Here is a 12,462-nt window from a genome sequence, read left to right as displayed (position 1 = left end):
ACCAGACCCTAGAGAATCAGGACTTCGGCACGGCGATTGCGCGGTTCCGACTTTCCCGGGCGAGACGGCACCAGTGGCACCGTGTCGCCGAAGAACTCGACGTTGATACGCAGCTTGGGATCGAGCCGCTGTAGCAGACCGGCCACCTTGCGGGCGCGCTGCCCTGAGAGGTCGAGATTGTAGGAAGGCGTACCCGACGCATCCGCGTGGCCGAATACCGAAATCTCGGTAGGCATGCGCTGGCGCGCAGCGTCCAGCACCTCTGGTAGCAGCGCTTTGGATTGCGGTGTCAGCTCCATACTGTCGGACCGGAAGTTGAGCACGAAGGTCTTTGGCGGCGAGGGCTGGGCCGCCAGCACCTGGCGGTGCTGCTGCTCGAAGAGCGGCTGGGCCACTGACTGCGCGGCAGTCGGCGCCTGATTCGGTCCGGCTACCGTAACCTCGGCAAAGCCCTGGTCGATTGCCTGGCGCCCGGCGGAGCTGGTGACGGAGACGGCACCGACGTGCCCATCCTCGTCGGGCATCAGGGTGACCCTGGTCTGGGGCAGCGGCGGGCTGGCACAGCCGCCCAGCACCAGCGCCGACAGCAGGACACCTAGCAGCAGGCGACCCTGGGACGAGGCAGCGATCACGGCGCTCATTGGGCCTGGACCAGGAAGCGGGTGCCACGCACGCCGATGGTGGCGGAAGGCGTCTCGATCTTCACCGAGTCGGGCGAGACCTTGCCGATCTTGCCGGACGAGTAGATGGCCGCGCCTTTGGTGAGGTAGACCGAGAAGCCATAACGGCTGCTCTTAGGTTCAAACAGGTAATCGCGCAGCTGCACATCGGCGTCGTTGCCCAGGGTGAGCAGGGTACCGTCGAGAAAGACGATGGCCGCGGTGGATTCCGGGCCCGCCTGTAAGCGATCGGCCACCTGCAGGGTGGTGCCGGCCTGGGCCTGGAAGGTCGTCGTCTGACGCAGCACCGTGACGCTGCCCGACACGCTCTTGATCAGCGCGACGTGGGACTCTTCCGCGGCAGTCACCAGTGGTGATCCCAGCACCTGCACACCGAGCAGCGCCAACGCGCACAGTATTCTTTTCATGCTTTCCTGTCCTTGGATGGACGACGTGCTTGGACGGTCTCTGACTAGGCAACGCGGGTTGCAGCAGGCGCCCAGGCAACTTCCCGAAGCAGCCTGCTACCCAGCGAGCCTGGCACTAGGCTCGTGAACCCAATCACCTTCTACCAGATAAACAAGCCAGGCGGCATAGCCAGCAGCACAAGTGGCGATTTGATATCACCATTACGGGGCGGGACAGCGCGAGACGAACGCTGATAACTGCGGTCTAGTGACCATCTTTCCCAGGTCGCCTTCCATGCACATCATTTTGGTCCGTCACGGCAAACCCGATCTTTCCAGTAAGGCTCGCTGCACCCCGCGGGAGATGAAGGACTGGGTCGCGCGCTACCAGGAGGCGCCGGTGCCGGCAGGCCAGGAGCCTGCGGAAACACGGCGGCTGGCGCAGGAGGCGGGCTATGTGGTGAGCAGCCCCCTGGGACGTTGCGTACGCTCGCTGGAATACCTGATGGGGCGCACGGACAGCCCGGTCGATGAGGTCTATGCCGAAGCGCACCTGCCTTATCTGGAACTCGATGCGCCGCGGCTGCCGGTCAAGGCCTGGCGCCTGCTGTTCAGATCCGCCTGGTTCCTGGGCTTCGCCGCCCATACCGAATCCATCGGCAGCTCTTCGGTGCGCGCTGGCCAGGCGGCCGATCGACTCATCGAACTGGCCGAACGCCACGGCTCGGTGCTGTTGCTAGGACACGGCATCATGAACGTCCTGATCGCCTGGCAACTGCGCAAGCGCGGCTGGCGCGGTCCGCTGCATCTGCTGCTGAAGGACTACTGGAAGCCGAGCCTCTATCGCAAAGAGCAGCGCTAGGACGCGGCGCATGGCTTCGGTCACACCGGCCACGTCCGACGGCGGCAAGGTGACCGGTAATAGCCAGGCAACCTGCCCTCTTGCCTCTTCGTTCCGCCGGAACTGCCCGCTCACCTGTCCAGCGAAGGCCCTACCAAGGCGGCGAGCTGGTCGTAGACCCCTGGCGCTGCCACCAGCAGGGGATTGCCATTGACCAGGCCCTCGTTACGCAGGAAGGCGTTGTGGCGGCCGCCCGCCTCCTGGATCAGGACCAGGCCCGCCAGGCAGTCCCAGCCATGGATCAGGGTCTCGTAATAGCCGATCAGCCGGCCGGCGGCGACGTAGGCGGTCATCAGGGCGCCCGAGCCATTGCGAAAGAACTGCCCGCCTTCGGCCAGCAGACCGGTCACGAAGGGCAGGAAGTTTTCCTTGCCACGTCTATGGGTGGTACCCAGGCCGGTCAAGCCCTGGCGGATCTCGGTGGCGGGATGGACACGCAGTGGCTGATCGTTGACGAAGGCACCATGCCCCCGCAGTCCATGGAAGAGTTCGTCGTGATTCGGATCCATGATCGCGCCGAGCAAGGGCTCCCCCTCGTGCATCAGGCCGATGGACACGCACCAATTGTGCAGTCCATTGAGAAAGGGCGCGGTGCCGTCGATGGGATCTATGACCCAGAGATAGGGGGCAGCCAGATCGGTTGCACCGCCCTCCTCGCCCAGCAGGCCATCCTCTGGAAAGCGTTCGCTCAGGCGTTGGCGGATGAGCTCCTCCAGCGTCTTGTCGGCGATGCTCACCACGTCCTGCAGGTCGCTGCCCTTGTGGTCCACCTGCAGCGCGCCGCGCCGGTGATAGAAGTCGAGGCCGAGTTGCGCTGCTTCCCGGGCGATCTCCTGGACGGCGCGGTAGCGTTCGGCGATGGCGGGGGCAATGTTGACCATGAAGACTCCTGGAGCAGTTGAAAAGCGCCAGGGTGCCAGCTCGGAACCAAGATGCAAATGCTCCATACGGGACGGCACCAGGTCATCGTCCTCAAGCAGAATTACGGCGTCCGGCAACCAACCCGTGTCTCCAGTCATAGTGGTACAGAATACAAATCCGCTCTCACTGTAATGCAATCTCAATTGGTCGCCTTCGCGGACATTCAATTCCAAGGCTGCGAAATCCCGCTTGAGTTGCCAGCCATCGGCGCAAGGCTGGCACCAGGCGTTGGGCACCCAACCAGAACGACCATCCACAGCTTTGCACCATGTCCAGCCCAGCATATCCGTGATCTCTTGCGAGCCATCGATTACCGGCTGAACGATATCGCCGCCTGCAACTGCCAGTGGATTTGGATAAGGTCGTTGATAGGCGAGACTGGCGCTACCTAAGGTGCCAGGAGGAAAGCGATAGAACATATGACTAATCCTTATTGACGTCGTCCTTACTCTTTAAGCTCTACCAGTACCAGGCGGTCACCACCATGTCATCTGCAAGCTGCAGGCTGTCGGGTATTGGCAGTCGATACGGCGAAATGTGGAAGCGGACCGCACCAAATCCGCCAGCAGCCGGTCAGAACATTCAAGCGCTCGATGTACCGGGAGGACGCCATGACCGCACAAACTTCGCTATTTCACGGCAATGGTCAGTTGCAGCAATTGCGCCGACTGATACCCAGAAAGCACTTCGAGTGTCTGGAGCGCCATCTGGAGCTGTTGTCGAGCGAATTCCCACTCTTCGATCATCCGCCACTGATGATCGACTGTGCCATCGCCGAAACCCTGGAATACCTCGGCATCCGTGCCTTCCAGTGGCAAGGCAGCTGCGACCTGCCGCAGCGGATGGCCCTGGGTAGCGCGCTCATGGGTGAGGGGTTCATGGCTCAGTCCAGTACGCCCGAATACACCCTCTACCTCAATGCGCGTGGTGAAAAAGTCCTGTTGCGACAAGAGCCCGCTGCCAGCCAGACCTTGGTCAGCCTGGTCTCGGATTGCCCGCCGCTCTTCGCCTATCTGGCAGCCAAGCACCGCGAGCCGCTATCGGTCGACTGAACGGTTCGGCATCCAGTTGTCGGTGGTGTGACCGACCGGTACTCAGGATGACGAACGGGATCACAGTTACGCAGTAACGTCAGACTAAGAAGGAACCAAATAGGCAGGGTAATGGTAGATTCGCGCTTCGGATCTACCAGGAGACCCAAGGAATGGGAATTCGTATTCTGGCCAGTGTCATTGCGACCTTTGCAGCCCTTCACGCCCAGGCTGCCACCCTTCCCGCCGTACCGCCGCTCAAGCTGGCGGATCTTACGCTCAAGGCTCCCGCCGCAAGTACCGAGGTTCTCCCTAGCAGAGCCGACGCCCAGCCCCGTGACACTCGACAGCCAATCAATAGCGCCCGCTGGCTGAACGAACGTCAGACCTTTGTTCAAGAACAGCGCTGGGTATTCTAGTCCGTTCGATTGATGTCGACGGATGGCTTCCAATTCGTATGCTTTTTAATCCCGCCCAGGGAATGAATCGCCGTTTTCCAGGTCCGTCTGGTTCTATGGGCAGCTCACCCCGTCTGCCCTTTCGACCTGCATGCGGAGCCGTCATGAAACGCCTGTCCCTTCTCCTGTTCGCCGCGCTGTCGGCATGCAGTTCGGCGCCTACCTCTCCTCCGGCCGACCCCTCGCAATTCGGCGGCCGTACCCAGGAGCAACTCCGGCAGAGTTTCGGCTCGCCGCAGCGAGTCGCGCAGCTCGATCGCCTAGTGGTCTACGAATATCGCAACCTGCGCGCCCCGGGTAGCGCGACGCCGGTCTATTCCTTCCTCATCGAAAACGAACGGGTGATCGAATCTACCCCCGGAACCTTGCAGCTTTATCGCGAGGACGGCATCACCAAGGTCAAGGCGGAAAGCCTCTAGGCAGAGCGGACGCCCTTGCCGGAGGTTAACGCACGGCCTGGAAGGGATGTGCAAAAAAATACCGATTTTGGTGTCTTCCAGCATTTGTTTCCCAGGCGGCTACGGGCTGTAATCAGTCCGAGGCTTCCGCTGCCAAGGCCGCAATAGCCGGTCGCGTAGTGGGTTACAACAACAAGAAAAGCGTCTGCTGCATTGGCACGGGACGCGGAGTGCAAGATGAAAACCACACCAAAAGCGCTTTTATTGTCCGCTGTCACCCTCTCTGCAGGCCTGACCTTTTCACTGGCCCTTCAGGCCGCTGAAACGGTCACCATCGCCACCGTCAACAACAGTGACATGATCCGCATGCAGCGGCTGTCCAAGACCTTCGAAGAACAGCATCCCGACATCAAGCTCAACTGGGTGGTGCTCGAAGAAAACGTGCTGCGCCAGCGCCTGACCACCGACATCGCCACCCAGGGCGGTCAGTTCGACGTCCTGACCATCGGCATGTACGAGACCGGCCTCTGGGGCGCCCAGAACTGGCTGGAGCCCATGAAGGACCTGCCCGCCAACTACGACCTGGACGACCTCTTCCCGTCGGTTCGCGAAGGCCTGTCGGTCAAGGGCACCCTCTATGCGCTGCCCTTCTACGCCGAAAGCTCCATCACCTATTACCGCAAGGACCTGTTCCAGCAGGCTGGCCTGACCATGCCCGCCCAGCCCACCTGGACACAGATCGCCGAGTTCGCCGGCAAGCTGCACCAGCCGGACAAGGACCAATACGGTCTCTGCCTGAGAGGCAAGGCCGGCTGGGGCGAGAACATGGCCCTGGTCACCACCATGGCCAACGCCTTCGGCGCGCGCTGGTTTGACGAGAAGTGGCAGCCGGAATTCACCGGTCCGGAATGGACCGCGGCGGCCAACTACTACGTCACCAACATGAAGAAGTACGGCCCGCCCGGCGCCTCCAGCAATGGCTTCAATGAGAACCTGGCGCTGTTCAACAGCGGCAAGTGCGCCATCTGGGTCGATGCCAGCGTCGCCGGCTCCTTCACCATGGACAAGAGTCAGAGCAAGGTCGCCGACAGCGTCGGCTTCGCCGGCTCGCCGCGCGAGGTCACCGACAAGGGTTCCTCCTGGCTGTACGCCTGGTCCTTGGGTATCCCGACCTCCTCCAAGCACAAGGATGCCGCCAAGACCTTCGTGACCTGGGCCACCTCCAAGGACTACGCCAAGCTGGTCGCGGACAAGGACGGCATCGCCAACGTGCCGCCGGGTACCCGCAAGTCCACTTACAGCCAGGCCTACATGGACGCGGCGCCCTTCGCCAAGGTCTCCCTGGACATGCTGCAGCACGCCGACCCGGCCCACCCTTCGGCCAAGCCGGTGCCCTATGTGGGCATCCAGTACGTGACCATTCCCGAGTTCCAGGCCATCGGCACCTCGGTGGGCAAGCTGTTCGCCGCGGCCCTTACCGGGCAGATGTCGGTCGAGCAGGCCCTGCAGGCGGCCCAGCAGTCCACCGCCCGGGAAATGAAGCGCGCCGGCTATCCCAAGTAGCGCTGGATACCGGGATCCGCCGCGCGCGGATCCCGGCCTAGCGGCTTTCCCTGCCTGATCCGCCACTGGCCTCGCGAGACGCCAGTGCCTCGTCACGGCCCACTGCCTTGCGGAGCATCGCCATGCAGACCTCCACCCTCAAGACGCCTGCCGTCGAAACTCCTGCCGCCCCCGCCCGGCGTCAACGCCGTCGTGCCGGTCCCGGCTGGTTCCTGATCAGTCCTTCGGTGGCCTTGCTGCTGGTGTGGATGCTGGTGCCCCTGGGCATGACCATCTGGTTCTCGCTGATCCGCTACAACCTGCTGTATCCCGGCGAGCATGGCTTCGTCGGCCTGGAGAACTTCGAATACTTCGTCACCGATGCCGGCTTCTGGCCCGGCATGACCAATACCCTGCTGCTGGTGGGCAGCGTGCTGCTGATCAGCGTGGTCTTCGGCGTACTGATCTCGGCGCTGCTGGAAGCCAGCGAGTTCCTTGGCCGCGGCATCGTCCGCGTCCTGCTGATCTCGCCCTTCTTCATCATGCCCACGGTCAGTGCCCTGATCTGGAAGAACCTGATCTTCCATCCGGTCTCCGGCATTCTCGCCGCGGTCTGGAAGCTGTTCGGCGCCACCCCGGTGGACTGGCTGGCCACCCATCCGCTGCTGTCGATCATCCTGATCGTCTCCTGGCAGTGGCTGCCCTTCGCCATTCTCATCCTGATGACCGCCATGCAGTCGCTGGACCAGGAGCAGAAGGAAGCGGCTCGCCTGGACGGTGCCGGCCCGCTCGCCATCTTCTGGCACCTGACCCTGCCACACCTGGCGCGGCCCATCGCCGTGGTGGTGATGATCGAGACGATCTTCCTGCTGTCGGTGTTCGCCGAGATCTACACCACCACCAGCGGCGGCCCGGGCTTCGCCTCCACCAACCTGGCCTATCTGATCTACAACCAGGCCCTGCTGCAGTTCGACGTCGGCCTGGCGTCCGCCGGCGGCCTGATCGCCGTGCTCATCGCCAACATCGCCGCCATCATCCTGGTGCGGATGCTTGGCAAGAACCTGACCCAACAGTGAGGACCCTGACATGCTGACGCTCAAGCAATCCCGGCGCCTGCAGAGCCTGCTGCTGGGCCTGCTCGCCTGGCTGGTGGCCCTGGTGCTGTTCTTCCCGATCTTCTGGATGGTGCTGACCAGCTTCAAGACCGAGATCGACGCCTTCGCCACGCCGCCGCAGTTCTTCTTCATCCCCACCCTGGAGAACTACCTGACCATTCAGGCGCGTAGCGACTACTTCCACTTCGCGCTGAACTCGGTGGTGATCTCCTTTGGTGCCACCCTGCTCAGCCTGCTGTTGGCGCTGCCGGCGGCCTACTCGATGGCCTTCCACGAGACCAAGCACACCCAGCGCCTGCTCTTGTGGATGCTCTCCACCAAGATGCTGCCGGCAGTGGGCGTACTGGTGCCCATCTATCTGCTGGCCAAGCAGTTCGAACTGCTCGACAGCCGGCTGCTGCTGATCGCCGTCTACACCCTGATCAACCTGCCGATCGTGGTCTGGATGGTCTACACCTACTTCAAGGACATCCCCAAGGACATCCTCGAGGCCGCGCGCCTGGATGGCGCCACCACCTACCAGGAAATCGTCCGGGTGCTGCTGCCGATCGCCAAGGGCGGCATCGCCTCGACCATGCTGCTGTCGCTGATCCTGTGCTGGAACGAGGCCTTCTGGTCACTGAACCTGACCTCGTCCAACGCCGCGCCGCTGACCGCGCTGATCGCCTCCTACTCCAGTCCCCAGGGACTGTTCTGGGCCAAGCTGTCGGCCGTCTCGACGCTGGCCTGCGCGCCCATCCTGATCTTTGGCTGGATCAGCCAGAAACAACTCGTCCGCGGCCTGTCGTTCGGCGCGGTGAAATAAGAACAAGAGGACTCCTGTCATGGCCAATCTGAAAATCCGCAGCCTGCGCAAGGGCTTCGACTCGCTGGAAATCATCAAGGGCGTCGACCTGGACATCAACGACCGTGAGTTCGTGGTCTTCGTCGGTCCCTCGGGTTGCGGCAAGTCCACCCTGCTGCGCCTCATCGCCGGTCTGGAAGAGGTCAGCAGCGGCACCCTGGAACTGGACGGGCGCGACATCACCGAGGTCTCGCCAGCCAAACGTGACCTGGCCATGGTGTTCCAGACCTACGCCCTCTATCCGCACATGAGCGTGCGCAAGAATCTGTCCTTCGCCCTGGATCTGGCCAAGATCGACAAGCAGGAAGTGGAGCGCAAGGTCACCGATGCCGCCCGCATCCTCGAACTGACACCCCTGCTGGAGCGCAAGCCGCGCCAGCTCTCCGGCGGCCAGCGCCAGCGTGTGGCCATCGGCCGCGCCATCGTGCGCCAGCCAAAGATCTTCCTGTTCGACGAACCCCTGTCCAACCTAGATGCCGCCCTGCGCGTGCAGATGCGCCTGGAGCTGGCACGCCTGCACCAGGAACTGCAGGCCACCATGATCTACGTGACCCACGACCAGGTAGAGGCCATGACCCTCGCCACCAAGGTGGTGGTACTGAATGGCGGGCGGGTCGAGCAGGTCGGCTCGCCCCTCGAGCTCTATCACCATCCGGCCAACCTCTTCGTCGCCGGCTTCCTCGGCACGCCGAAGATGGCCTTTCTCAAGGGCAAGGTGCTGGCCACCGACGCCCAGGGCGTGGAAGTGGAGCTGGCCGCCGGTCCGCGCCTGCACCTGCCGCGGCGCGGTGACGGCCTGACGGTTGGCAGTCCGGTGACCCTGGGCATTCGCCCGGAACACCTGCGCCTGGCCGCCGACGGCCAGCTGCCGGTAATCAGCGATGTGGCCGAACGCCTGGGCAGCGACACCTATTGCCACATGGTCACCGAGGCCGAGGAGCCGCTGACCGTGCGCGTGCCGGGTGACTGCGCCGTGGCCTACGGCGAACGCCAGCGCCTGGCCCTGGACGTGGACTTCTGTCACCTGTTCGACGAACAGGGCCGCGCCGTGGCGCCGCTGCTGCGCCAGGCCGCCTGATCTCCCCTTCTCTCCTGGTCATGGCCGACCATGACCAGGAGCGCCTTCTGCCAGGATCCCTCTCATGAAACTCAATCGCCAGAATCTCGACCAGCTTCCCGCATACATCGCCAAGCCCTCCTACGCCGCCTGCCAGCTGCGTCAGGGTATCGTCCACATCGGCGTCGGTGGCTTCCACCGCGCCCACCAGGCCATCTACACCGAAGCCCTGCTCAACCAGGGCCGCGACCTGGACTGGAGCATCTGCGGCGTCGGCCTGCGCGCCGAGGACCGCGCCATGCGTGACGCCCTGGCCGGACAGGACTACCTCTATACCCAGGTGGTGCTGGCCGACGAGCCGGACACCGAGGTCCGCGTCGTCGGCGCCATCAGCGGCATGCTGCTGGCCGAGGAAGGCACCCAAACGCTGATCGACAAGCTGGCCCATCCCAGCACCCGCATCGTCTCCCTCACCATCACCGAGGGCGGCTACTGCATGGATGACAGTACCGGCGAATTCAACTTCAAGCTGCCCCAGATCCAGCACGACCTGCAGCATCCGGGCGATCCGCGCAGCGTCTTCGGCTTCCTGCTGGCAGCCCTGGCCAAACGCCGCGCCGAGGGCACCGGTCCCTTCACCGTGATGTCCTGCGACAACCTTCCGCACAATGGCCAGGTGACCCGCAAGGCCCTGCTGGCCTATGCCGGCCTGGTGGACGAAGAGCTGCACGGCTGGATCGCCGAGCACGTCAGCTTCCCCAATGCCATGGTCGATCGCATCACCCCCATGACCAGCACCGCCCATCGCGAGGCCCTGCTGGCCGAACACGGCGTCGAGGATGCTTGGCCGGTGGTCTGCGAGCCCTTCCTGCAGTGGGTGCTGGAAGACAAATTCGTCGCCGGCCGTCCGGCCTGGGAAGACGTCGGCGTGCAGTTCACCGATGATGTCACCCCCTACGAGGAGATGAAGATCAAGCTGCTCAACGGCAGCCACCTGGCCCTCACCTACCTGGGCTTCCTCAAGGGCTATCGCTTCGTCCACGAGACCATGGCCGATCCGTTGTTTGTACGCTACATCCGCACCTACATGGACGAGGACGTGACCCCGCAGCTGGCGCCGGTTCCGGGCATCGACCTCGACCAGTACAAGGACACCCTGATCGAGCGCTTCTCCAATCGCGCGATCGCCGACCAGCTGGAGCGGGTCTGCTCCGACGGTTCCTCGAAGTTTCCCAAGTTCACCGTGCCGACCATCAACCGGCTGATCGAAGACGACCAGGCCATGGATCGCGCCGCCTTGGTGGTGGCCGCCTGGGCGGTCTATCTGCGCGGCGTGGACGAGAGCGGGGCGACCTATCGCATCCCCGATCCGCGGGCCAACTACTGCGAGGAGCTGGTGCAGGAGCAGAAGAACCTCACCGAGCGCCTGCTGGGCGCCGAGGAAATCTTCGGCAAGCACATCCCGAAATCCGCCGCCTTCGTTGCCGCCTTCGAGCGGCAGCTGTACAACTTGCGGACCCATGGGGTCAGCGCCACCTTGCAGACCCTGCTCGGCGACTAGCCTTGGCAAAACGCTGCCTAGGTAGCGTCGATGGTTCATACAAGCCCTAACAACAAGGAGCGGCCAGGCATGAAGTTTCTCGGGATCGACTGCGGTACCCAGGGCACCAAGGCGGTGATCCTGGATGTCGAGCGCGGCGTGGTACTGGGTGAAGGCAATGCGCCTCACCCCCTGACCGAGGGCGCCAATGGCCGTCGCGAGCAGAATCCGGCGGACTGGGTCCGGGCGCTGGTAGCGGCTACCCGCGCCGCCCTGGCCCAGGCCGGCAGCGATGGCCAGGACATCCTCGGTGTTGGCGTCTCGGGCCAGCAGCATGGTCTGGTGCTGCTCGACGACAGCGGCAAGGTGCTGCGTCCGGCCAAGCTCTGGTGCGACACCGAGTCCACCCCGGAAAACCAGCGTCTGCTGGAGCATCTCGGTGGCGCGGCAGGCTCCATCGAGCGCCTGGGTCTGGCCATCGCGCCGGGCTACACCGTCTCCAAGCTGCTCTGGACCAAGGAGCAGCATCCGGAGGTGTTCGACCAGATCGCCCAGGTGCTGCTGCCCCACGACTATCTGAATTTCTGGCTGACCGGCCGGGCCGTGGCCGAATACGGCGATGCCTCGGGTACCGGCTATTTCAATGTGCGCACGCGCCAGTACGACCTGGAACTGCTGCGCCATATCGACCCCAGCGGTCGCCTGGAACGCGCCCTGCCGGCGCTGATCGAAGCCGACCAGCCGGTCGGGCGGCTGCGGCCGGAGGTCGCCAGCCAACTGGGCATCAATCCCCAGGCGCTGGTCTCCAGCGGCGGCGGTGACAACATGATGGGCGCCCTGGGCACCGGCAACAGCCGCGCTGGCCAGATCACCCTGAGCCTGGGTACCTCGGGCACCCTCTATGGCTATTCCGACGAACCCCGCATCAGCGAGCATCCCGCCGTGGCGGGCTTCTGCTCCTCCAACGGCGGCTGGCTGCCGCTGATCTGCACCATGAACCTGACCAATGCCAGTGGCCAGATCCGCGAGCTGCTCGGTCTGGATCTCGCCGACTTCACCCGGCTGGTGGCGGAATCACCCATCGGCGCCGAAGGGGTGCTGATGCTGCCCTTCCTCAACGGCGAACGGGTACCGGCACTGCCGACGGCGACCGCCAGCCTGCACGGCCTGACCGCCACCAACCTGACGCGCGCCAACCTGTGCCGGGCGGTGGTCGAGGGGGTGAGCTTCGCCCTGAGATACGGCTTCGATCTGCTGCGCGACCTGGGCATGCCCGGCGACACCCTGAGACTCATCGGCGGCGGCGCCAGGAGCCCGGTGTGGCGCCAACTGATCGCCGATCTGATGAACACCCCGGTGGTCTGCCCGGTCCACGGCGAAGCCGCGGCCCTGGGCGGCGCCTTGCAGGCGGCCTGGTGCTGGAGTCGGGAACAGGATCGTCCGGAATCGCTCGACAGCCTCACAGAACGCTGCGTGCACCTGGATCCGGCCAGTCGCGCCGAACCGGATCCCGCGCGGGTCGCCGAATACGAGGCGGCCTACCAGCGCTATCGGCAGCAACTGCGGGAGAGCTACGGGGTAGCCTAGCG

Annotated in this window: 13 protein-coding genes and 1 pseudogene; 10 read left to right on the top strand and 4 right to left on the bottom strand. The window is 64.0% G+C overall.

What is annotated here, in order from left to right; translation table 11 throughout:
• Positions 1-8: 8 nt before the first annotated feature.
• Both V6W80_RS06935 and V6W80_RS06930 read right to left on the bottom strand, forming a co-directional pair.
• Positions 9-641, bottom strand: a complete 633-nt coding sequence (locus tag V6W80_RS06935; RefSeq protein ID WP_160922853.1) for an OmpA family protein — start codon at positions 639-641, stop codon at positions 9-11.
• A complete protein-coding gene (locus V6W80_RS06930; RefSeq protein WP_338546335.1) occupies positions 638-1,087 on the bottom strand; it encodes a FecR family protein in 450 nt (149 codons plus the stop codon). The genes V6W80_RS06935 and V6W80_RS06930 overlap by 4 nt, the downstream gene beginning before the upstream one ends.
• 274 nt (positions 1,088-1,361) lie before the next feature.
• Between V6W80_RS06930 and V6W80_RS06925 the strand changes: the two genes are divergently transcribed.
• Entirely contained in the window at positions 1,362-1,928 is a 567-nt protein-coding gene (locus V6W80_RS06925) for a histidine phosphatase family protein (protein ID WP_017638911.1), read from the top strand.
• Positions 1,929-2,038: 110 nt separating this feature from the next.
• Here V6W80_RS06925 and V6W80_RS06920 read toward each other — a convergent pair whose 3' ends face one another.
• Together V6W80_RS06920 and V6W80_RS24000 are read right to left on the bottom strand one after the other, a co-directional pair.
• Entirely contained in the window at positions 2,039-2,848 is an 810-nt protein-coding gene (locus V6W80_RS06920) for an inositol monophosphatase family protein (RefSeq protein WP_338546334.1), read from the bottom strand.
• A gap of 309 nt (positions 2,849-3,157) precedes the next feature.
• Positions 3,158-3,307, bottom strand: a pseudogene (locus tag V6W80_RS24000) (hypothetical protein); the annotation flags it as partial.
• Between the two features lie 192 nt (positions 3,308-3,499).
• Here V6W80_RS24000 and V6W80_RS06915 point away from each other — a divergent pair.
• From V6W80_RS06915 to xylB, 9 genes are all read left to right on the top strand, one after another.
• Positions 3,500-3,940, top strand: a complete 441-nt coding sequence (locus tag V6W80_RS06915; RefSeq protein WP_338546333.1) for a hypothetical protein — start codon at positions 3,500-3,502, stop codon at positions 3,938-3,940.
• Positions 3,941-4,092: 152 nt separating this feature from the next.
• Positions 4,093-4,338 (top strand): hypothetical protein, encoded by a 246-nt coding sequence (locus V6W80_RS06910; protein ID WP_017638914.1) that lies wholly within the window; start codon positions 4,093-4,095, stop codon positions 4,336-4,338.
• 143 nt (positions 4,339-4,481) lie between these two features.
• Positions 4,482-4,796, top strand: a complete 315-nt coding sequence (locus V6W80_RS06905; RefSeq protein WP_064306661.1) for a hypothetical protein — start codon at positions 4,482-4,484, stop codon at positions 4,794-4,796.
• Between the two features lie 216 nt (positions 4,797-5,012).
• The gene (locus V6W80_RS06900; protein ID WP_068385265.1) at positions 5,013-6,338 is read left to right on the top strand and encodes an ABC transporter substrate-binding protein; all 1,326 of its coding nucleotides are present in this window, start codon (positions 5,013-5,015) and stop codon (positions 6,336-6,338) included.
• Between the two features lie 122 nt (positions 6,339-6,460).
• Positions 6,461-7,393: a carbohydrate ABC transporter permease gene (locus tag V6W80_RS06895; protein ID WP_093249784.1), complete on the top strand. Its 933-nt coding sequence runs from the start codon at positions 6,461-6,463 to the stop codon at positions 7,391-7,393.
• Positions 7,394-7,403: 10 nt separating this feature from the next.
• Positions 7,404-8,237 (top strand): carbohydrate ABC transporter permease, encoded by an 834-nt coding sequence (locus V6W80_RS06890; RefSeq protein WP_184291321.1) that lies wholly within the window; start codon positions 7,404-7,406, stop codon positions 8,235-8,237.
• Positions 8,238-8,256: 19 nt separating this feature from the next.
• A complete protein-coding gene (locus tag V6W80_RS06885; protein ID WP_017638919.1) occupies positions 8,257-9,354 on the top strand; it encodes an ABC transporter ATP-binding protein in 1,098 nt (365 codons plus the stop codon).
• A gap of 64 nt (positions 9,355-9,418) precedes the next feature.
• Positions 9,419-10,894, top strand: coding sequence for a mannitol dehydrogenase family protein (locus V6W80_RS06880; RefSeq protein ID WP_338546330.1), 1,476 nt, complete (start codon positions 9,419-9,421; stop codon positions 10,892-10,894).
• A 69-nt stretch (positions 10,895-10,963) separates the two neighbouring features.
• The gene (gene xylB, locus V6W80_RS06875) at positions 10,964-12,460 is read left to right on the top strand and encodes a xylulokinase (RefSeq protein WP_338546329.1); all 1,497 of its coding nucleotides are present in this window, start codon (positions 10,964-10,966) and stop codon (positions 12,458-12,460) included.
• The last annotated feature ends 2 nt before the right edge of the window (positions 12,461-12,462 follow it).

It is taken from the genome of Pseudomonas benzopyrenica, from assembly GCF_036884265.1.
Classification (GTDB): Bacteria; Pseudomonadota; Gammaproteobacteria; order Pseudomonadales; family Pseudomonadaceae; genus Chryseomonas; species Chryseomonas benzopyrenica.
This window is presented reverse-complemented; position numbering and strand designations above follow the sequence as displayed.